The organism is Agromyces albus (assembly GCF_030815405.1).
Taxonomy (GTDB): Bacteria; Actinomycetota; Actinomycetes; order Actinomycetales; family Microbacteriaceae; genus Agromyces; species Agromyces albus_A.
This window is the reverse complement of record NZ_JAUSWX010000001.1, coordinates 632,315-654,063: the sequence shown is the minus strand read 5'-3', so window position 1 is coordinate 654,063 and position 21,749 is coordinate 632,315. Positions and strand designations below refer to the sequence as shown.

The 21,749-nt window shown below is 68.6% G+C and carries 12 protein-coding genes; 4 read left to right on the top strand and 8 right to left on the bottom strand.

All coding sequences use genetic code 11. The features are described from left to right. Positions 1-46: 46 nt before the first annotated feature. The gene (locus QFZ29_RS02985) at positions 47-1,099 is read left to right on the top strand and encodes an isopenicillin N synthase family dioxygenase (RefSeq protein ID WP_306892768.1); all 1,053 of its coding nucleotides are present in this window, start codon (positions 47-49) and stop codon (positions 1,097-1,099) included. Positions 1,100-1,194: 95 nt separating this feature from the next. Here QFZ29_RS02985 and QFZ29_RS02980 read toward each other — a convergent pair whose 3' ends face one another. The 7 genes from QFZ29_RS02980 to QFZ29_RS02950 form a co-directional block, all read right to left on the bottom strand. After that, on the bottom strand, positions 1,195-4,848 hold the full coding sequence (locus QFZ29_RS02980) for an RICIN domain-containing protein (protein WP_306892767.1): 3,654 nt from the start codon (positions 4,846-4,848) through the stop codon (positions 1,195-1,197). A 262-nt stretch (positions 4,849-5,110) separates the two neighbouring features. Next, on the bottom strand, positions 5,111-9,343 hold the full coding sequence (locus tag QFZ29_RS02975) for a LamG-like jellyroll fold domain-containing protein (RefSeq protein ID WP_306892766.1): 4,233 nt from the start codon (positions 9,341-9,343) through the stop codon (positions 5,111-5,113). A 203-nt stretch (positions 9,344-9,546) separates the two neighbouring features. Beyond that, complete coding sequence (locus QFZ29_RS02970) at positions 9,547-11,319, bottom strand: amylo-alpha-1,6-glucosidase (RefSeq protein WP_306892765.1); 1,773 nt, start codon at positions 11,317-11,319, stop codon at positions 9,547-9,549. Beyond that, positions 11,319-12,137 (bottom strand): carbohydrate ABC transporter permease, encoded by an 819-nt coding sequence (locus tag QFZ29_RS02965; RefSeq protein ID WP_306892764.1) that lies wholly within the window; start codon positions 12,135-12,137, stop codon positions 11,319-11,321. The genes QFZ29_RS02970 and QFZ29_RS02965 overlap by 1 nt, the downstream gene beginning before the upstream one ends. Beyond that, positions 12,134-13,138 carry a carbohydrate ABC transporter permease gene (locus QFZ29_RS02960; protein ID WP_306892763.1) on the bottom strand — a complete coding sequence of 335 codons (1,005 nt, stop codon included), beginning with the start codon at positions 13,136-13,138 and terminating at the stop codon, positions 12,134-12,136. Before QFZ29_RS02960 ends, QFZ29_RS02965 begins: the two co-directional genes overlap by 4 nt. 50 nt (positions 13,139-13,188) lie before the next feature. After that, complete coding sequence (locus QFZ29_RS02955; protein WP_306892762.1) at positions 13,189-14,418, bottom strand: sugar ABC transporter substrate-binding protein; 1,230 nt, start codon at positions 14,416-14,418, stop codon at positions 13,189-13,191. Between the two features lie 108 nt (positions 14,419-14,526). Further along, positions 14,527-15,531 (bottom strand): LacI family DNA-binding transcriptional regulator, encoded by a 1,005-nt coding sequence (locus QFZ29_RS02950; protein ID WP_306892761.1) that lies wholly within the window; start codon positions 15,529-15,531, stop codon positions 14,527-14,529. A 200-nt stretch (positions 15,532-15,731) separates the two neighbouring features. Here QFZ29_RS02950 and QFZ29_RS02945 point away from each other — a divergent pair, with 200 nt between their 5' ends. The 3 genes from QFZ29_RS02945 to QFZ29_RS02935 all read left to right on the top strand — a co-directional run bounded on the left by QFZ29_RS02945 (position 15,732) and on the right by QFZ29_RS02935 (position 21,101). Continuing rightward, entirely contained in the window at positions 15,732-17,675 is a 1,944-nt protein-coding gene (locus tag QFZ29_RS02945) for a glycoside hydrolase family 127 protein (protein WP_306892760.1), read from the top strand. Between the two features lie 174 nt (positions 17,676-17,849). Beyond that, positions 17,850-20,603, top strand: a complete 2,754-nt coding sequence (locus tag QFZ29_RS02940) for a hypothetical protein (protein WP_306892759.1) — start codon at positions 17,850-17,852, stop codon at positions 20,601-20,603. Between the two features lie 69 nt (positions 20,604-20,672). Next, complete coding sequence (locus QFZ29_RS02935) at positions 20,673-21,101, top strand: cupin domain-containing protein (protein WP_306892758.1); 429 nt, start codon at positions 20,673-20,675, stop codon at positions 21,099-21,101. Here the strand turns inward: QFZ29_RS02935 and QFZ29_RS02930 are convergent. After that, positions 21,090-21,677 (bottom strand): VanZ family protein, encoded by a 588-nt coding sequence (locus QFZ29_RS02930; RefSeq protein WP_306892757.1) that lies wholly within the window; start codon positions 21,675-21,677, stop codon positions 21,090-21,092. The two genes, QFZ29_RS02935 and QFZ29_RS02930, sit on opposite strands and share 12 nt — an antisense overlap. Positions 21,678-21,749 lie beyond the last annotated feature (72 nt).

The following is a 21,749-nucleotide window of genomic DNA, read 5'->3' as shown; positions in this document are numbered from 1 at the left end:
GCGTGGGGAACAGGACGAAGATATCCGAACACCGAAGGAGACCGGCATGTCAGCTGCATTCCATGTTCCGGCGATCGACATCGCCCCCTACATCGCGGGCGGCACCGACGCCGAGCGGGCCCAGGTCGCCCGCCAGTTCGATGAGGCGGCCCGCACGGTCGGCTTCATGCAGATCCTCGGGCACGGGATCCCCCTCGAGGCCTGGGCGCGCCTCGGTCGAGCGAGCGACCGCTTCTTCGAGCTGCCCCTCGACGTGAAGAAGCAGTACCGGGCGCCCGCCGGCGTCAACCGCGGGTACAGCCCGCCGAAGTCGGAGCGGCTCAGCCTCAGCCTCGGCGTCGAGAAGGCTGAGCGGATGAACGACTTCTTCGAGGCCTTCAACCTCGGCGCGACCGCTGCCGACTACCCGCACGTCGAGGTCGATCCCGCGATGTACTCCGAGAACATCTGGCCTGCCGAGAGCGACACCTTCCAAGACGACGTCGAGCTCTGGATGTCGCACGCCACCTCCGTCGCGAAGGTCATGATGCAGGTCTTCGCCGACGCACTCGGCTTGCCCGCCGGGTACTTCGACTCGTACACCGACCACTCGCTCGACGTGCTGCGCATGAACAACTACGCATTGCCTGACGGTGAGCGGGTTGAGCTCGACGGCGACCTCATCGGCATGGGCGAGCACACCGACTTCGGGATCGTGACGCTGCTCTGGGCCGACGACGTGAAGGGGCTCCAGGTGCTCGACGCCGACGGCGGCTGGAACGACGTCTCGCCCTTGCCCGGCGCGCTGCTTGTGAACCTCGGCGACCTCACGGCCCGGTGGACCAACGAGCGCTGGAAGTCGACGCTGCATCGCGTGAAGCCGCCCGTGATCGACGGACGAATCAAGCGGCGCCGCTCCGCCGCGTTCTTCTTCGACGGCAACGTCGACGCGGTGATCACGACGCTCCCCGGGTGCGTCGCCGAGGGCGAGACGGAGCTCTACGGTCCGATCTCGATCGGCGAGCACATCGAGGCGAAGCTCCGGGGTTCCCGCGGGCTCGTGAACAACACGACTGACACGGAGCGTGAGGCGGAGCGCGTGCTCGCGAGCCGCTACTGACGTAGGTGGTTTCGATACGCGGCCGGCTCCGCCGGGCGCTACTCGACCACCGGAAGGCGTGAGCGCCCGGCCCACGAGGCCGGGCGCTCCCGCACTCAGGGCTGGCGCGAATGCAGCGAGACGACGCGCTGGCGCTCGGTCTCAGCAGACGCACCCTCGACGCCGTCGGCCGCGACCGTGACGCGCACGCTGAGCTCCTTGCCGGCGTCGTTCGTCTCGGGCGTGAAGCTCTGCCCGGTGGCGCCGTCGATCGGCTCGCCGTTCAGGAACCACTGCCAGGTGATCTCGCCGTCGCCCGGATCGATCGTCGCGGTGGCATGCGCGGGCGACGCGACGCGCGGCCGCTCGACGATCTGGAGGTCGGCGATCACGGCGTGGCGCCGGATCGTGACCGTGTACCGGCTCTCGGTCGAGCCATCCGCCGAGGTCACGACGATGGTGGCGACGCCGCCGTTCGCCGTGGTCGGCTGGGTGATCCGCACGCTCGCGGCCGAGTCCACGGCGATCGCGTCGACGAGCGGCAGGCGGCCGCCGTCGACATCGAGCTCGTACTCGGTCGTCGCCGCGTCGAAGCCGTCGATGAGCGCGCCGTCGAGCCGGAGCGCCGCCAGGTCGCTGACGGCCGCGGGCGACTCCGCCGACTCGAACACCTGCACCTCGGAGACGATGAGGTGCGTGTTCGCGTAGGCGTTCATCACCACTCGCACGCCCGTGGCGGTGATCGGCGGGAACTCCGCGACCACGACCGGGGCGCTGCCGTCGGCCGGCGACACGACCGGCTGCGCGGTCTCCCAGCCCGGGGCGGGAGCCCACACGCCGTTCGCACCGCGCACCTCGACCTTCATGGTCTGCGCCCAGCTCGTCGTGCCGTCGCGGTAGAAGTGCACCGCGACGCGCTCGACCTGGTGGGCGGCGGCGTACTGGTAGGTCAACGTGCTCTGGGTCGGCTTGTTGCTCGACACCCAGTTCGACCAGCCCTTGTCGCCGATGTCGCCGTTTCGCGTGCGGTCGACGGGGTAGCCCGACTCGGTCGAACTCGCCGAGGCTGTGGTGCCGGCATCGGGGTTGAAGTTGCGCAGCGTCCCCTCGGTCACGAGCACCGCGAGCTGCGCGGGCAGCTCTGCTCCGTCGGCGGTCGCGACGCCGGCGACGTGCACGACGCCGACCGACGCGAACTGATCGGCGGAAACCCCGGTCCAGTCCCACACCACGGGTACGTCGAAGGCGTTCTCCGATGCACCCACGCGAGCGGGCACGGTTGCCGGGGCTTCGGACTGCACGCCGCTGAGCGATGCACCCTCGGCCACGGTGATCGAGACGGGATCGGTGGCCGTGAGCCCGCCGACGTCGACGAGCGCGGTGACCTCGATGGCCTGCCCGAAGATGTCGGTCAAGGTGCCGGGCACCTCGACCCGACCGCTCTCGGCCCATGCCGCGTCGTCCGGCAGCTGCCACGTGACGGCGACCGGTGCCCCTGCGCCCCACGAGTAGCGCGGCACGATCGTCTCTGGCAGCACGGGTGGCACACCCACGAGCGTGCGTGCCGCGACCGTCTGGTCGGCGAGCGGCGCGAGATCGCGCGGCGCCCATGACTGGTTACTGCCGCCGTTCGAGCCGTAGACGCCGACTCCGGCGCCTTCGGCGGTGGACTGGCCGTTCACGTCGAGCGAGAGCGCGAGCTTCTCGTTCACGAGCGTGTAGCGGCGGCCGTCGGTCGTGCTCACGATCCAGCGAGTGGCTGGGTCGAGCGCCGCGGCATCCGGGGCCACCTGGCGGAGGTCGGTGCCCGCGCTCGTGGCGCCGAGCACACGGCCGTCGGATGCCTCGAGCACGACGCGTTTCGTCGCCTCGCGCTCTCCAGCAGCGACCTCGTGCACCGTCCAGACCTGCTTGGCGGCCTTCGCGGCATCCGTCGTGAGACCCGTGATCGACGTCGCCGTCGTGGATCCGCCGGCGGTGAACGCCTTGCCGCTCTGCGTGCCGACGAGCTGGTAGCGGTGCCCGTCGACGAGCGCCGGGGCATCCGCCGCGACGCCGGAGACGCCGTCGATCACGAACGTCGTGACCGACTTGGCCGGCACCGTCACGGTGGCGGTGCGCGCCGTGCGGTCGATCGCGACGGTAGCGCCCTCGACGAGTGCGTTGGAGGTCGGGGCATCCGCAGATTCGGCTTGCGTGGTGACGACCGGAGTGACCGTGGCGCCCTCGGCGATGTCACCGAAGCGGGAGAGGTCGATCGTGACCTGGCGCTCGGATGCCGAGGTGTTGCGGTGCACGATCGTGGCGCCCGTGCCGTCGGCCCGCACGGCCGCCGTGCTCGAGACGTCGTCGATCGCGATCAGGTGGTCGCCCTCTTGAATGAACTTCGTGAAGTTGCGGATCGTGTTGAACTTCGAGTTGATCTCGACGCCGCACGGTGCGACCGCGGCAGAGTTGCCGCCCGCGTCGGCGACGCGGCGAGCGGACTTCCAGACGGTGCCCTCGGCCTCTTCATACGGCTGGCAGTCGAGGTCGATGAAGATCGATCCCCAGTTCAGGTTCTCGCCCTGCGGCTCCATGTTGTAGAGATCTTCGACGGGCTGCCACAGCACCCAGGCCTTGGGCTCGAGCTCACGCAGGTCGTCCATGATGCGGCCGGCGATGCCGAGGCCGTTCTCGATGTTGACGGGGTTGTAACCGCTGACCCAGTTGCCCTCGATCTCGCTCATCCAGAGGTCGGTGTCGGCCTGCTTCGCGAGGTCGCGCACCGCGAGCCGGCCCGACGTGCCGTAGGTGTGCACGTTCATGCGGTCGACCTTGTCGCGCGTGGCGGCGGGGTAACCTGCCCAGTTCGTCGCGAAGATGCCCGGGTTCGTCTCGTCCATCGCCGAGAGCCCGGCCTCGGTCGTGGCTGCCGCGTCGTCGAGCGCGGCGCGCACGTCGTCGATGAGGGCGACCCGACGGGCCGGCCCCATGTGCATCCCCTCCTGGCGCCCGCCGACGGGCTTGCCGTTGCTCAGGGTCGTGCCCCAATAGCCGGTGTTCGGCTCGTTGAAGGGATCGAGGGTGTCGACCTCGATCCCGTATTCGTCTTCGATGTGCTCCGTGACGTTCACGAGGTACTTCGCGAACTGCGCCTCGGCGGCAGGCTTCAGCTGTTCGGCAGAGGAGTTGAAGCCGCCCGAGACGTAGCCGCTCTCGGTCATGAAGTACGGCGCCGAGTTGGCGAACGTCTCCCAATGCGTGATCTGGCCCTCGGCGGCGAGCCGCTCGACCCACCAGCGCTGCGTCTCGTCGGCCGACCAGTCGTAGGACGCGGGGTTGTCGGCATCCCATGCCGCGAGGAGTGCGTTGCGGTCGGCGTACTTCGTGGAGACACCGCCGTAGGTGCCGGAGTCGCCGTCGGCGTTGGGCGCCCACCAGCCCTCGACGGCGCCGCCCGGCCGCAAGTAGTCCTGCACGTCGGAGGCGTTGCCGCCGCCGATGTTGTAGCGCGCGATGTTGAGGTCGAGGCCGTCTTCACCGAAGACCGCCTGGTAGAGCTCCTCGCGCAGTTCCTCGGGGTAGTTGCCCGTGGCATTCGCGAACCAGACGAGGCTGGTGCCCCACCCCTCGAACGCCTCACCCTGATAGGCGGGGTTCGGGGTGATCGTGGTGCCGTCGACGGCGGCGGCCGGAGTCGCCGCGCCGATCGGGACCGCGAGCAATGCACTGGTGAGTGTTGCTCCTGTCAGGAGCGCGGTGAGTCGTGTACCACGAGACATCGTCATCGACGTCGACCTCTTTCGCCGTTGGAAGGTGGTGGGCGAGCGTGTTGACGTCAACACGCTCGGGGTCGACTGTACATGTTGACGTCAACATTCGGAAGGGCACGACACGACAGCGAGGCCCGTGGTCATCATGACCACGGGCCCCGCCGCTTTCCTGTCACCGGATTCGGGGATTTGCTCCGACACGCCGTGCGTCGGCGCTTGGTGCCGGAGTGTCGCGAGGATCCCCGAATCCGGTAACAGGGGCCACACGGCTCGCGCGTCAGTTCCCGGTCGACACCGTGACCTTCAGCGGCTTCGTCTCGGTCTGGCCCTTCGAGTTCACGAGGACGCCGACGTACTGGTACACGCCGCTCCGCAGGCCCGAGATGTCGACCGAAGCCGACTGCGGGTTCGGGCTCGACGGGGTCAACACCTTCGTCGACACGAGCACGCCGTTCTCATAGAGCTTGAACAGCGACCCGTTCTCGCCCTTCTTCAGCCTCATGTCGATCGTGAAGGTGCCGTCCTTCGGGCCGTTGCTCGCCGACAGCACCGCCTTGGCGGGCACCGTGACGGCGCCGTCGTCATCGGGGACCTCGGGCAGCGTCACCACCGCGGAGGTCTCGGAACGCGGGCCCTCGCCCACGGCGTTGACTGCCGCCACCTGGTATCCGTGGGTGCTCCCGAGCGCGAGTCCCTCGACGGTGCAGTCGGTCACGGTCGCCGCGACCTCGCACACCGGCGCGGCTCCGCCGATCTCGTACACGCGGTAGCCGGTGATTGCGCTTCCGCCGTCATCGCCCGGAGCCGCCCAGTGCACCGCGATCGACGTCGACGACGCCTTGGCGGCGGTCGGGGCATCCGGTGCCGCCGGAGCCGTCGCCGTGAACGGCGTCACGGAGATCCAGTCCAGGTTCGGCGCCAGCTGCGATCGGAGCAGCACATCGGGGAACGTCTCCGAGATGTACGTCTCGCCGTCGAAGTTCGGCAGCTCGCTCGACGAGATCACGATGGTGTTCGATCCCGCCGCGAGCTCGACCGGAACGCTGAGCTCCCAGAAGTTGTTCTTGTGGAACGAGTGCGGGAACCAGACCCGATGCGACTCCCCGTTGATCGTGACGTCGGCGTGACGTGCGAGCGGGTCGGGGTTGTAGTGCGACGCCGGCGACTGCTCCTCGTTGGAGTAGCCGAAGGTGAGCGCGTACGTCCCGTCCTTCGCGACCACGACGTCGTCGAACGTCAGGGTGTTGCCGTTGCCGGGATCACCGCCGACGCCCGTGACCGCCGAGCCACCGGACGCCAGTGAGAACGGGGTGACCTGCGCCGTGCCGGCGAGAACGCCGTCCTCCGCCTCGTAGCGCTGCGTGGCGAGCACGTCGTTCGACGAGCCGACACCGACGCGGTCGATGAGCGCGGATCCCTGAAGGCCCGTGAGCACGACCTTGTTGACGCCGCCCAACAGGAACACCGGCACCCGGCTCGACGCTGCGACATCCGTCACCCGCACGCCGTTGACCGCGAGCGACGCCGTGCCGCCGCCGAGGGTCTGCACGTCGAGCGTGGCCGGAGCGTCGTCGCGGGCGTAGACCCAGAAGGTCGCGGAGTCGCCCTCGTCGAGTGCGACTGCACCCGACCCGGATGCTCCGTCGTGGTCGTAGCTCGGCTGGGTGCCGTGCAGGTCGGCGTACTCGGCCTCGTAGATCGGAGCCGCGTCGGGGTTGGCGAGCGACACGTCGATCTTGTCGATGAGGACATCGCCCTTCGTCGCGCCGACCCCGTCGAGGCTCTGCGCGGCGAGGCTGATGGTGTGCGTGCCCGCGGTGAGGTCGACCGTCGTGTCGGTGTGATCCCAGACCACCCACTTGTACCCGAGGGTCAGGAACAGCTCCTGCTCGGCACCACCGTCGACCCTGAGGAAGACGTTCGTCGGCCCCTGCTCGGCGACGGATCCGAAGGTGTTGAGCGAACTCGCGAGCACCGAGAGGTCGTACGTGCCGTCCTGGGGAACCGTCACCTCGAAGTCGAGGACCGTGTCCGAACCGGTGCGGAGGCCGCCGACGTTGTACTGGCCCGATGTGTAGAACTTGCTCACGTCGGACGGCGTGCCCTCGGGGCCGTTCCTGAAGTACACCGAACCGGTGTGCGCCGCGTTCTCGGCCTCATAGCTGGCGGCCCAGAGCTTCGGCGCGACCGCCGGCGAGGTGGAGTGCCCGCCGGGCGTGAGGATGACCTCGTACGCCGAGCTCTCCTTCAGCTGCGGCAGCGCTCCGCCGAAGCCGAGGTCGACCGCGCCGCCCGCGACAGGCAGGTCGGCCTCGGCGATCACCTCGGGCTCCGCGGAGTCACCGAGCTGGCCCGTCCACGGGATCTCCCTGATGAGCGCGTGCACCGACGACCCGAAGACGCTCTCGGGCACGTTCGTCACGGCGAGGGACGCGTTGCCCGCAGCACCGCCGATGATCACCCGGCTCTGCCGCTTGTCCTCGTCGAGCGTGGCAACGCCCTGCAGGGTGTAGCTCGTGTTCGGCGACGGCGGGGTCACCGCCACGGTGTGACCCGACATCTGGGCGTAGGCGTTGAGCAGCCACCACTGGCCGTTGCCGCGGTTGGCCTCGACGGCGGAGTCACTCAGGTTGCCGTCGATGTTCCAGTAGGCGATGTCGGCGTCGACCTTCGATTCCTCGATCGCCGAGATCCACTGGATCATCTGACCCGGCACCGAGGTGTGGTAGTTGAACGCGTACTCGTTGATGTTGATCGGCAGCGACGTGCCCTCGAACGCGGTGCCGGCGAAGACCTCGGTCTCCCAGGCGCGGTACTTCGCAACGCTCGAGCGCACCTGTGCCGGATTGCTGAGCTCGTGCCAGGTGATCACCTCGGGCACGGTGTTCTCGGCGACGGTGTGCTGCATGAAGCCCTTCACCTGCGAGTAGAGCACGCTCGTGTTGGGGCCGGCGATGCGGGCCGTCGGCAGCTTGTCCTTGATGAGCCGGTACGAGCTGTCCCACGCGGCGAAGAAGTCCGTGGGGTTGTTCAGCCAGCTGACGCGGTTGTAACTCCACGTGCCGGTGCCGAACATATTGCCCTCGGGCTCGTTGAACGGCACGAAGACGATGTTGTCCTGGTACTCGGCCGGCAGCTCGAGCACCTGGTCGACCTGCTTCGCGAGCTTCTCGGAGTAGATCGACATCTTCTCGGCGGGCGTGGAGCCCTCCCACTCGTACGGGAATCCGCGATGGATGTCGGTCATGTAGATGTACACGTCGCCATCGGTCGCGTCGGCAAGCGGCTTCACCACTTCGAGCGCGTCGGCGCCCGGATGCTGCGGCCCGTCCTGCGCCTTCGTCGAGACGGTGCGCAGGTCGATGCCCTCGAGCAGGTTGTCGGAGGGGATGTCCTCTCCGTAGACGCCGTAGAGCGTGCCGGATGCGCCGCCGTGGAACGCCCCGGTGTCGCTCGCGAGGTCGACCGTGATCTCGTTCGGGACGAACACGGTGACCGTGGCGGTCACCGCCTGGCCGGCTGCGACGCCGTTCACCACGAAGGTTCCGCGCTGGGCGTAGGACGACGGGTCGACGGCGTCCCACACGACCGAGGCGGGACGATCGTAGCCGTCGCTGTAGTGGGCGAGCGTCGTCGCGGGCAGCGCAGGCGCCGTGCCGACGGCCGTGCGGGCCTCCAGGGTGTCGTCGGCGACTCCGGTGATGGTCGGCACCGATGCCACGAGGCCACCGACCTGCTCGGGCGTGAGCGCGATGTCGTACACCGCGAAGTCGTCGACCGCGCCGGCGAAATAGGGGTCGGGGTAGAAGGACTTGCCGATGTAGCCCGAACGGGTGGTCGTGGTCAAGAGACTCGAGGCCGTGATGGGAGTGGTCACCGAGCCGATCGCGACGCCGTCAAGGTAGCTCGTGAGGCGGTCGGCGGTGGTGTCGAGTGTGACGGTGAGGGTCTTCCACTCCCCGCTGGGAAGCACGGCCGATCCGGTCACGATGTTCTCGTTGGCGCCGCCGCCGTTCGTCGTGATCGCGGAGCGCAGCAGGCCGTCGCCGTTGCGCGGGGTGCTGAAGAGGTAGCGGGTCGAGTTGGTGCCGAGCGCGTACATCCACTGCCACGCGGCGTTCGACGACGTCCAGTTCACGCGGGTCGAGACCGTGAGGTCGGTGCGCCCCTGGAGGATCGAGGCCGGCAGGTCGACGTAGGCGACGGCTGCGTTCGATGCGCCGCCCGGGAGTCCGAGCGCCTTCGTGCCGTCGGTGCCGTCGACCGACGTCGCCGTGGCGGGGTTCACGAGCGTCGCGTTGCGGTTGTTGCCCGAGCTGTCGGCCACCACGCCGCTCCCGACGGCATCGTCGAAGGCGTAGTGCACCACCTGATGTCCGTCGGGAATGTCGGATGCCGCGGCCGCCGAGGCTGCGCCGAGCGCCAGGCCCGAGCCGATGAGCGCCACCGTCACCCCCATTCCCATGCCTGCGCGCCGCACGGCGCCGCTTCGTCGATCAGAAGGGTTCATGGTCTGCCTCCTCGCATCCCGTTGGGCCGGCCACGCCATAGCGTCGAACCGGTTCGATCGCTGAATCTAGCGCGACCCGCGCCCTGGGGTCAAGAGTGTTGCGCAGAGTTAAATGGCATCTGATCTGGGATTTATCGGCAACGATGCACGCCGGCGGCCGCGATCCCGGGTGAGATCGCGGCCGGCCATGTGCTCGTTCTCTGCTAGGTTCCTCCAGCCGACTCGCTCGCCATCTCGGCTAGCGCCATCTCCGCTGTCACCGCCTCCGCCATCACCATCGAGCGCTCGGATGCCTGGCCTGCGAGCAGCAGGTAGGCACTCGCCGTCCAGGTGTAGGCCCGGTCGCGCAGGCCCGCACCCGTGAGCGCGTCGAAGTTCTCCGCGAAGCCGCTGCGTTCGCAGAGGCGGCGGAAGCGCTCGCTGACGTCGTCCGCCAGGTCGTGGTGGCCCGCGGCGCGGAGGCCCGCCTCGACGATGATCGTCGACGGAGCCCAGATGGGCCCCCGCCAGTACCCGTCGGCGTCGTAGAGCGGGGAACTCGGCAGCTCGGTCGCCGGGCCGAACGCGGTGAGGTGCGCCGCGACCTTCTCGGCCAGGCGCTGCGACACGTCGCCGGGGAGCCGATGGCTCGCGATGAGGGGCAGCGCCGTGAGCAGGCTCGACGTGCTCGCGATGCGCCGACCGGCGACCGAGCGCGCAACGAATTGCTCCCCGTCCCACAGCTCGCTCATGAGGGCCCCGAGGAGCAGTTCCCCTTCCATGCGCCAGCCGCCAGCGGCATCCGGTGCCACTTCGTCGGCCAGCCGGGCGAGCTCGTCGAGCTGGAGCACGAGGAAGGCGGCGAGATCGGGAGACTCGACGACCCGGTCGAGGTCGAACACCGTCGAGTTGTCCCATCCGCTGTCGTTGCCGTGCTCGTAGAACGGCAGTGCCTCGCCGGGTCCGCGGCGATGATCGAGCCAGTAGCGGGTCCACGCGGCGAGCCGCCGGTAGACCTCGAGCAGCACGTCGGCCGGTACGGGGCTGGGGAGCCGGCGCCGCAGCTCCGACCACATCCACCCGTGGATCGGCGGCTTCACGAAGTTGTAGAGCACCTCGGAGTGGGTGATCGAGTCGGGCAGCGCGCCGGTCGCGACCTGATGGTCGAACACGACGAGGAACTGGTCGATGGCGAGCTCGGGATGCGACGACGCGAGCACCAGGGCGTTGAAGCAGTGATCCCAGCTCCACACCTTGTTCATCCAGTGCTTCGACATCAGCACGGCCTCGCGGGTGACGAATCCGAGTGGGCGCACGGTCGCCGACCAGAGCACGTATGCCGCGAGCGCGGCGCCCGGATGCTCCGCGCGCCAAGGCGCGATCCCGTCGGCGAACTCGGCGAACTCGGCCGCCCGGGCGGCCACGACGTCGTCGAAGGATCGTTTCGGCCGGAACGGGGCCGGCTCGGAGATCAGCTCCTCGATGGCGATCTCCCACTCGCCCCCGTCGGCGCCGATCTCGATCGCCCGCTCCCCCGCGCCCAGGCGCTCGGCGCCGATCACCGAGAACTCCCCGGCGAGCCGGGTGACGCGGTAGCGCCGACCGGTCTCGTACGAGGTCAGTACGGCGGCGCCGTCCTGCGGCGCGATGAAGAGGAACGTGCCCGTGAACGGCGTCAATCCGCCCGAGGCATCCGAAAGTCGCAATCCGAGCCCTGCGCCGCGAACCCGCACGGTGTCGACGTCGGCGAAGGCTGCGGTGAACTCGCCGGCGCCGCTCGCCCAGCGCAGCCGCTCGGGCGCGGCGAACTCGGTCGTCTCGACCGGCGTGCCGCCCGCGATGGGCTGGAACGAGAGCACGGGATGCATGCCGGTCTGGTGCGAGACGAGGTGGATGAGTTCGGCCGAGCGGTGCAGTCCGAGCACGCGCGATACCGACAGCCATGAGCCGCGCATGCTGAACGGCACCTCGGCGAGGGGGAATTCGAGGGTCGGCATCAGTCCTTGACCGCCCCTGCGGTGACGCCGGCCGCGACGTAGCGCTGTGCGACGACGAGCAGCACGGCCGCCGGAATCGAAGCGACGACGGCGGTGGCCATGATGGCGTTCCAGTCCTGCGTGTTGTTGCCGATGTACTTGTAGATGCCCATCGTGATCGGCTGGAACCCACCGCCGCGGTTGAGCGTCGAGGCGAAGATGAAGTCGGACCACGCCCACAGGAACGTGAACAGCGACACCGTGACGACGGAATTGCGACTGATGGGCATGACGATCGACCGGAAGGTGCGCCACGGGCCGGCGCCGTCGATCTTGGCCGCCGACATCAGCTCCTCGGGGATCCCCGCCATGAATGCCGTGAAGATGAGCACGCCGAAGGGCACGGCGAGCGTCGAGTCGGCGAGGATCAGGCCGGGAACCGTGTCGAGGATGCCCCAGCTGTGGAAGATGAGGTAGAAGCCCATCGCCATGATGATGCCGGGGATCATCTGGGCGATGAGCAGCACGAAGTTCAGCACCGTGCCGCCGCGGGGCCGGAGCTTCGCCAGCGCGAACGCGGCAGGCGCCGACAACAGGAGCGTCACGGCGACCGTGCCGAGCCCGATGACGAGGCTCGTGCCGAGGTAGGGCAACTGCTCGCTGAGCACCCGCGTATAGCCGTCGAAGGTGGGGTTCACTGGGAACAGGTTCGGCGGGTCCTTCCGCAGGTCCGTCGGCTGCGTCAGGGAGACGTTGATCATCCAGTAGAGCGGGAAGAGCATCAGCGCCGTGAAGATCACGCCGATCACGGTGTTCCCGATCCTTCTCGCCGAGGTCATGCGCGCTCCAATCGACGCTGCGTACGGATGTAGATGAGGCCGAACACGAACGCCAGCACGATGAGCAGGTTGCCCACCGCGGCGGCCGGACTCAGCTCGGGCGATCCGCCGCCGAAGCCGAGCCGGTACGACCAGATCGCGAACGTGGCCGACGCGTCGCCGGGCCCGCCGCGCGTCATGATCCAGATGATGTCGAAGACCTTCAGCGTGTACACGAGGCCGAGCAGGATCGTGATCGCCGACACCGGCCGGAGCAGGGGGAAGGTGATGCGCCAGAACGTCTGCCAGCCGTTGGCGCCGTCGAGCGACGCCGCCTCGTAGACCTCACCAGGGATGTTCTGCAGCCCGCTGTAGAGGATCACCAGGTTGAACGGGATGCCGATCCAGATGTTCGCGAGGAGCACGGACACCATCGCCCACTGCGGTGAGGTCAGCCAGTTCACCTGTGTGAGGCCGATGGCCTCGAGTCCCGCGTTGATGATGCCCGACTCGCTGTTGAGCATCCACGCCCAGACCGACGCGGACACGAGCAGCGGAAGCAGCCACGGCACCAGGAAGAGCGCGCGGAGGGTGGGCGCGAGAGGGAACCGCCTGAAGAAGAACACGGCGAGCGCGAGGCCGATGGCGAACTGGAACACGATCGACACGAGGGTGAACACCGCCGTGTTGAGGAGCGCCGGCGTGAACGTCGAGCTCTGGATGACCTCGACGTAGTTGTCGAACCACACGAATGGGGCCGTTCCGTCGATGAACGAACGGAGCGTGTAGTCGCGGAAGCTCAGGTCGAGGTTGCGGTAGAGCGGGTAGGCGTAGAACACGGCGAGGTAGATGACGACGGGCGCGATGAACGCCCAGGCCGTCAGGTGCCCCCGCAGGCGCTGCCTGCTGCGAAGCCGGCGATCGGGAAGCGGGCGAACCGGGGAGGTGGCGCGGGGGAACGACGCCACCTCCCCTGTTTCGCCGCGCACCGTCACCCTGGATGTGGTGTGTGTCGCGGTCATGTGACTTCTCCCATCGAGGGGCGGTGCGGGCGGTGCGGGTGTTCCGCCGACTACTTCTCGAGCTTCTCGGCTGCCGTCGCCTGCGCTTCGGCGAGCGCGTCCGCCGGAGAGGACGCACCGCTCAGCGCGTTCTGCACGGCGGTGTAGAGCTGTTCCGAGATCACGCCGTAAGAGATGCCGAGGTTGTCGGCGGTGCGCGGCTTCGCGTCGCCCACGGCGCTGGTCCAGAACTCGAGCGTCGGGTCGGCCGCAAGCTGGGCTGCCTGGCCGTCGGCCGTCGGCGCGACGTACCCGAGAGCGGTCGCACCGGTGTCGCCGCTGCTCAGGCATTCCACGATCTTCGCGGAGGTCTCGTAGCGGGCGGTGTCCTTCTGAACGGGGATCGTGATGAACTCGCCGCCGGTCGGAGCCGGGGCGACACCACCGTCGATGCCGGGGATCTGGATGGACTCGTAGCCCGCCTCATCGGCGGCGGACTTGAACCAGGAGCCGTTCTCGGCGAAGCCGTACTCGCCCGTGAGGAACTCGTCCCAGCTTGTGCCCTGGGTGTTGGAGATCACCGAGTTCGGGGCGAGGCCCGTGGTCACCCAGCCGGTCCACAGCTGCAGCGCGCTCTCGGCCTCACCGGAGTCGAGCGCCGTGAGGTCGGCGCCGGCTCCCCAGAACCACGGGAGGAACTGGAACGAGCCCTCCTCGGTGCCGACCGCGGAGAACGTGATGCCCTTGTTCCCCGACGCGACGATCTGCTGGAGCGCCGCGGTGAGCGACGCGTAGTCGGTCACCGACGCGATGTCGACGCCTGCAGCCTCGAGCACCGCGGGGTTGTAGTAGAGGCCGAGGGTGTTCGCGCCGACCGGCACGCCGTAGACCTTGCCGTCGATCTCGCCGGCGCTGAGGATGTTCTCCTCGATGCTCGAGACGTCGAAGCCGTTGTCCTCGGTCGTCGTGAGCAGGCCGGCGTCGGCGAGCGTGGCGACCTTGGGGTTGTCGACCATGGCGACGTCGGGCAGGTTGCCGGCCGCCGTGGTGAGGTCCTTCACGGTGTCGCCGGTGTTGCCGCTGTTGCGCTTGATCGTGATGTCGAGGTCGGCGGCGCAGGCGTCGATGGCCTTCGCCCACGTCGACTCGGCGTCACGGTCGGGGTACGGGTCCCAGAGCGTGTACTCGGTGGACGCCGCCGTGCTTTCGCCAGGGGTCGAGCATCCGGTCAGTGCTGCGGCTGCCACGCCGACGGTGATGATGGCGGCGCCGAACACGCGCGCCTTGTGCAGTGTTGCCACGGTATTCCTCCTTGAATGGTGCGTGTGGTGTTCAGTGATTCCTGGTGTTCTGTCGAACCGGTTCGACAGCCGAGCCGACGGATGCCCCGCCGACAGGTGAGCGACGGGTCAGCGGGTACTGCCTCGATCCGTCAGTTCGGGTGCGATGAATCGGACCACGGGCGCACTGGCGCTGTCGGGATCCTGCATTCGCTGCACGAGCGCCTGGACCGCCGCGCGGCCCAGCTTGTCGGGCGACGTCTCGATGGCCGTGTACGGCAATGAGAACAGTCGGCCGAAGTCTTCGGAGAAGATGCCGACGACCGAGAGGTCGTCGGGAACCCGCACCCCGCGGGCGTTGAGCACGGGCGGGAGCCCCGCGATCATGGCGTCGTTGTGCACGATCAGCGCTGTTGCGCTCGGGCGCTGGTCGAGGATGGAGTTGAGCGACTGGTTGATCGCCGGCTGCTGCGTCTCACCGGCGTACGGGTGGATCCGCAGCCCGTATCGCGCGGCGCGCTCGAGTGCGGCCTCTCGGAAGCGCCAGGCGTAGGCGCCGCCGCGCGTGATCACGTGCTCGTGCGGGGAGACCAGGATGATCTCGCGATGGCCCAGGTCGTGGAGGTGATCGACGAGCATGCGGGCGGCCTCACCGAAGTCGAGGTCGAAGACGTCGAGGCCCTCGGTGTCCTTCGGGAGACCCACGAGGGCGCCCGGCTGGCGCGCGGCGCGCAGCGGCGGGATCCGCTCATCCTCGTGGGCGACGTTGAGGAGCACGACGCCGTCGACCATGTCGGAGTCGGTGATGCGGCGCAGCGCTTTCGGGCCGTCGTCTTCCGTGACCATGAGGATGTCGTAGCCCGCTTCCCGTGCGGCATCCGAGATCGGGAGGACATACTGCAGCATGGCCGGCGAGAACTCGTCGCGGAAGAACTGCACGAAGAGGCCGAGGACCATGGTCTGCGAGGTCGCGAGCGCTCTCGCCCCCGCATTCGGGGTGAAGCCGAGCCGGCTGATCGCGGACTCGATGCGCTCACGCGTCTCAGCCGAGATGGTGCGCTTGCCCGACAGGGCGTACGAGACGGTGCTGCGGGAGACTCCCGCCGCCTTGGCTACGTCGCCGATCGTTGCCACTCTCGTCCCGTTCTTCTTCGAACCGATTCGATGATTCTCATCGGATTATGCCGGATTCCGAGCCATACCGTGTCGTCGAACGCGGGAATTCCCGCATCTGGCCGTCGAACGAACGTCTTGAATCCGTGTGGATGAGACGCTACGGTAATCGAACCGGTTCGACATTGCAAGTCTCCCGGAACACCTGATTCGCACGAACGATGAGGACGCACACCGCCGTGAACAGCACCGCCTCCCCACATCTCGCCTCCGTCTCGACCAGACGCGGTGGGCCGATCGCGCCGTCGCGCGGGGCGCTCCGCCCGCTCGGAGTCGGCGAAGTGAAGATCACGGGTGGCCTCTGGGCCCGGATGCAGGAGCTGAATGCGGGCGTCATCGTCGACCACTGCCTCGGCTGGATGGAGCGCATCGGCTGGATCGCGAACTTCGATCGCGTCGCCGGCATCGCTTCTGGCAGCCACGCGGGTATCGAGTTCGTCGATTCCGAGGTGTACAAGCTCCTCGAGGCGATGGCCTGGGAACTCGGGCGACGACCGGATGCCGTGCTCGACGAGCGCTACCGCGGGATCGTGTCGCGCGTCGCCGCAGCGCAGGACGACGACGGATACCTCCACACGAGCTTCGGGCACGCCGGACAGCGCGCCCGCTACAGCGACCTTGAATGGGGCCACGAGCTGTACTGCCACGGCCACCTCATCCAGGCCGCCGTCGCTCGGCTCCGCACGGGCCACGACGACGAATTGCCCGCGATCGCGCGCCGCCTTGCCGACCACCTCCATACCGAGTTCGGTCCGGGGGGCCGGCCGGCGGTGTGCGGGCATCCCGAGATCGAGGTCGCCCTCGCCGAGTTCGGCCGCGCGACCGGCGAACCCCGGTACCTGGAACTGGCCCGGCTGTTCGTCGAACGGCGCGGGCACGGCACGCTCGGCACGACGCTCTTCCAGGGGCATGAGTACTTCCAGGACGATGTGCCGGTGCGCGATGCCGAGGTGCTGCGCGGGCACGCGGTGCGAGCGCTCTACCTCTCCGCGGGCGCCGTGGACGTCGCCGTCGAGACGGGCGACGACGAATTGCTCGCCGCTGTCGAATCGCAGTACCTGCGCACGATCGCGCGCCGCAGCTACCTCACCGGCGGGGTCGGCGCGCACCACCAGAACGAGGAGTTCGGCGACGACTTCGAGCTGCCGTCCGACCGCGCCTACGCCGAGACCTGCGCCGCGATCGCGTCGGTCATGCTCAGCTGGCGGCTGCTCGTGCAGACGGGCGACGCCCGCTACGCCGACCAGATCGAGCGGACGCTGCTGAACGCCGTGCTCGTGTCGCCGCGAGCCGACGGGCGGGCGTTCTACTACGCGAACACGCTGCACCAGCGCGCTGCAGGGGCGGCGACCACCGACGACGAACTGAGCGAGCGGGCTGAGGCGAGCATGCGAGCGCCGTGGTTCGAAGTGTCGTGCTGCCCGACGAACGTCGCCCGCACCCTGGCATCTGCGGCCGGGTACTTCGCGACGACCGACGGCGCAGGAGTGCAGCTGCACCAGTACGGCTCGTACACCGTCGACACGACCCTCGATGACGGCGAGCGCATCGCGATCCGCATCGAGAGCGAGTACCCGCACGCGGTGCGTGTCGTCGTGGTGGATGCCCCTGAACGGCCCGTGCCCGTCTCGCTGCGGATCCCCGGGTGGGCCCTGGGTCGCGCCGAGGTCGCGATCGCCGGCGTCACGACCCTGGCGACCGATTCGGTCTTCACCGTCGAGCGCAGCCTCTCGGTGGGCGACGTGATCGAGCTCCGCCTCCCCATGGAGCCGCGTTTCAGCCGCGCCCATCCGCGCATCGACGCGGTGCGCGGCCAGTCCGCCGTGGAGCGCGGTCCGCTCGTGCTCGCGCTCGAGGATGTGGACCTGCCCCAGGGCATCGATGTCGAGCACGTGGAGCTCGACCCCGACTTCTCCCCCGTCGATGACTTCGACGGCGCGATCGTGCGCCTCCGCCGTCGCACGGCACCCGAAGACGACTGGCCGTATCAGGCCGCCGCTGCAGAACTCGGCGAGCCGTTCACCGCGAAGATGCGACCGTACAAGGACTGGGCGAATCGGGGCCCTTCGACGATGCGGGTGTGGATACCGGTCTCGGGCGGATGAGCCCGACGGCCTGAGCCGGCCGATGTTCGCTTGGGCTCGAGTGCGAACGAATGCGTTCCTTTCGTTGTGCGCCCTGTTCGCGGGTCGATACGTTCGCGTCGCGTAGGTCTGGATCGCCCAGGTCATTGCTGATCGAGGCATCCACGCTCCCTTCAACGTTGAAAGGAATCCCGCATGACTCAGAAATCCAGGTGGAGGCTCGCCGCCACCGCCGCCGCAGGGGCGCTGATCGCTGCGTCGCTCGCAGCGGCGCCGTCGGCGATCGCGCTCGACACGAGTGGCTCGGAGCCCCCGAAGCTCGAGTTCGGTGACGACTCCGTCGACTGGAAGGAGCTCATCGTCGACGGCGACGACGTCGAACGTGCGCCCGACGGGAGCGCGTTCAACGTGTTCGGCGGGTTCGGCTCGGTGTCGTGCAACAACACGTCGCGGCTGCTGCTCGACTATCGCGAGGAGAACCCCGAGGCGTACTGGCGGATTCTGAACATGCTGTTCAACACCGACACCGGCGCGGGATTGATGCACATCAAGGTCGAGCTCGGCGCCGACGTGAACACGTCGTCGGGCGCGGAGCCCGCGACCAAGCGCAGCGCCGACGAGCCGGCCAACGTGCTGCGCGGCGCCGGATTCCGGCTGATCGCCGACGCGAAGACGATCAACCGCGACCTCAAGGTCGAGGCGCTGCGGTGGGCCGAGCCGTCGTGGACGGGGAACCAGACCGATGCGCGGTATCAGTGGTACAAGGAGACCATCGACGCCGCATACGACACCTACGGCGTGAAGTTCGACTACATCAGCCCGTCGCAGAACGAGGTGAACGCCAAGTACATCGCGAGCGAGCTCGCGTGGACGATCGAGGTCGCCACGCGCCTCGAGGCCGACGCAGCGGCATCCGACGCCCGATACGACTACGGCGACATCGAGATCGTCGCGCTCGACTCCTACCGGAACGGCGAGGGCGTCGCGGGAGCGATCCTCGCGAGCCCCGAGGCTCTTGAGCAGGTCGATGCGATCGGCATCCACTACACGATCGGCGGCGGCCCCAACCTGACCCGGCTCAACAAAGAGTTCGGCAAGGAGGTCATCTACTCCGAGGGCGTGGCCCCGATGATCGACCCCGAGTACCGGCTCACCGCGCAGCCCGACATGGGCGGCATCGGCGGCACGGTCGGCGCGGTCGACATCGCCGACCGGTTCATCAACGCATACAAGTGGTCGGGGTCGGGCGCGAACCCCGCGCACATGACCTCGTTCCTCTTCCAGCCGGCGGTGAGCGCCCTGTACGAGGGCTCGTCGTACTCGCCGAAGCACCTGATCCGTGCCTCCGACCCATGGTCGGGCTACTACGAGGGCGGCGTCGGCATCGTCCTGGTGCGCCACTTCATGCAGTTCATCGACCAGGGCTGGGAATACATCGAGGGCGCGAGTGGCGGCGACGGCACGTTCGCCGACGGCGGCACCGCCGTCGGATCGAGCACCCGCACCGTGCTGACACTGCGCGAACCGCTCGACCCGGCCGCGGCCGACGCCCCGGGCCGCGGGGCGCACAAGCCCGACTTCACCCAGGTGCACGCGAACAACACCGCCAAGCCCCGCCACTTCGAGGTCAAGGTCGCCGATCTGGGGGTCACCAAGAACACGCCCCTGCACCTGTGGGAGACGACGGGCCCGGAGTCCGGCGAGGCCTACGATGCCGACTACTTCCAGAACATCGGCTACATCAAGCCGGTGCGCACCGAGGCCGGCGCCGACGGCACGAGCTACGTCGTCTACAGGGTCGAGGTCGCGCCGTACTCGATCCTCACGATCTCGTCGCTCGCCGACGGGCTCACCGACACGACGACGGAGTACGCGAGCGGCGAATACGCCTCGACCGCCGAGAACAGCCCGCTGGAATTGCCCTACACCGACGACTTCGAATACGCGGACTACCCCGCTGAAGACGTCGGCGGCGTGAGCATGTCGTACCTCGACCGTCGCGGCGGCACGCCCCGCTACACGGCCGACCAGAACGGCGCCTTCGAGGTGGTGAGCTCCGCCGAAGCCGGGCACGACAACGTGCTGCAGCAACGCATCACCGCCGACAACCGGCCCTACACCTGGAACGTCTGGGGCGACGGAAGCCAGAACAAGCTGTCGACCGACGCACCCGCGACGATCCTCGGCGACCACACGTGGGCGAACTACACCGCGGCCGTCGATGTGAAGTTCGACACCGAGGTGAAGGATGCCACGCTGGCGAACTTCGCCGGCCTCGGGGTGCGGCAGGTGGTGACGCAGGGTTCCGACCTCGCGGCCTATGCGGTGCGAGTCTCACCGGGCGGCGCGTGGGAGCTTCGCAAGCGCGACGCCGTCGTGGCATCCGGCACCATCGCCGACTTCGACGCCGGGGCGTGGCACCGGATCTCGCTCACGGCGGCGGAGAACGCCCTCACGCCGTCGGTCGACGGCACCGAGCTCACGACCTGGACAGACACCTCGGTGAGCCCGGTCATGACGGGCCGCGTCTCACTCGTCTCGGGATACTACGAGACGAACTGGGACGACCTCGCGATCACCCCGGTCGACGGGCTCGCGTGGCAGTCCGAGAAACTCGACGACACGGTGGCGTCGCTCGCGTACAGCGGGCCGGTCACGTTCCGCCAGGTCGGGTTCGCGCACTACAACCGCACGAACCACGAGCTCGCGGCCGGAGCATCCGTCTCCCTGCCCTTCAGCGGGAGCGGGATCAACCTCTTCGGCGCGACGGCTGCCGCGACGATCGACGTCTCCGTCGACGGCGCGCCGCCGACGCGAGTGACGGTGGGCGCGACCGGTGTGCGGCAGACGTCGCACTGGGTGCGCGGCCTCGGAAGCGGTGAGCATACGATCGCGGTCACCGTCGTGAGCGGCACCTTCACCCTCGACGGTGTGGACGTGTTGAAGTGAGGCCGAGCGGATGCCGCGGCGAGCGCCCGCGGCATCCGCTCTCCTTGCTCGGCCCGCTACAGTGACGTCGTGAGCGACTACGAGGTGTTGGAGATGGGCGGGCCCGACGAGTGGCGGGAGCACTACGGCGGCTTCCGCCCCGACACTTCGCGTGACGGTCGACGGGTCGTCGATCATGACCTGACGATGCAGTACATCGGCATGACTGCGAACGCGTATGAGCCGGGCGAGCAAGCAGGATACTGGCACACGCACGCTCGCATCGAGGAGCTCTACGTGTTCCTCGCCGGACGTGGGCAGATGGGTCTGGACGAGGATGTCGTCGACGTCGGTCCCGGCGCCGTCGTGCGAGTCGGTCAGGGCGTCTGGCGCACGTGGCGGTGCATCCCCGACAGTCCAGAGCAACTGCGGTGGCTGTGCATCCGCGCGGGCGGATCCGAGCTGCCGCACCTCCCCGACGACAGCCAGCGCGACAACGACCGCCCGTCACCCTGGTAGCGGGCTCGGGCTCGCAGCGCAGTCGGCGCGTGACCGCCACCATCGCATCGAAGCGAGGGCCGCGAGAACTGCCCCGACCGTGTTCAGCAGGAGGTCGTCGACTGATGACACCCGGCCGAGCTGCAGTGTGAACTGCAGCACCTCGACGAGCAGCGACGAGCTGGCGACCACGACCGCGACCACGCCCGGAACCCACCTGGCCTCCGCGAGGCGGAATCGGATCGGGAGAACGAATCCGAGCGCGGCGAAGGCCAGGAGGTTCCCGATCACCTGCACGACGCTGTCGTCCCCCGTGAGCACAGCCTGCAGATCATGCAGTGGGATGAGCTGAAGGCTGTGAGGGCCGGATGTCGGAGTCATGATCATCCACACCCAGGGCGCCGTGCCCACGACGAGGCAGACCTCGGCCACCGTCGCGCGCCAAGCCCACGCCGGCGACCAGCCACGTCTGATTCGACGCCGCACCAGCCAGAAGACCACGAGCGCACCGAGGGGCAGGCCGAGCAGGACGGTCGCCGAGATGACGACACCGTAGCGCTCCCACACCGACGACATATGAATCGCGGTCTCCCTCACCGTCCGCCGATCGGCGGCGGGACCGGTCCCGAGCGTACAGGTCGGACTCTCGCCGAGACGACGTCGGCTCGC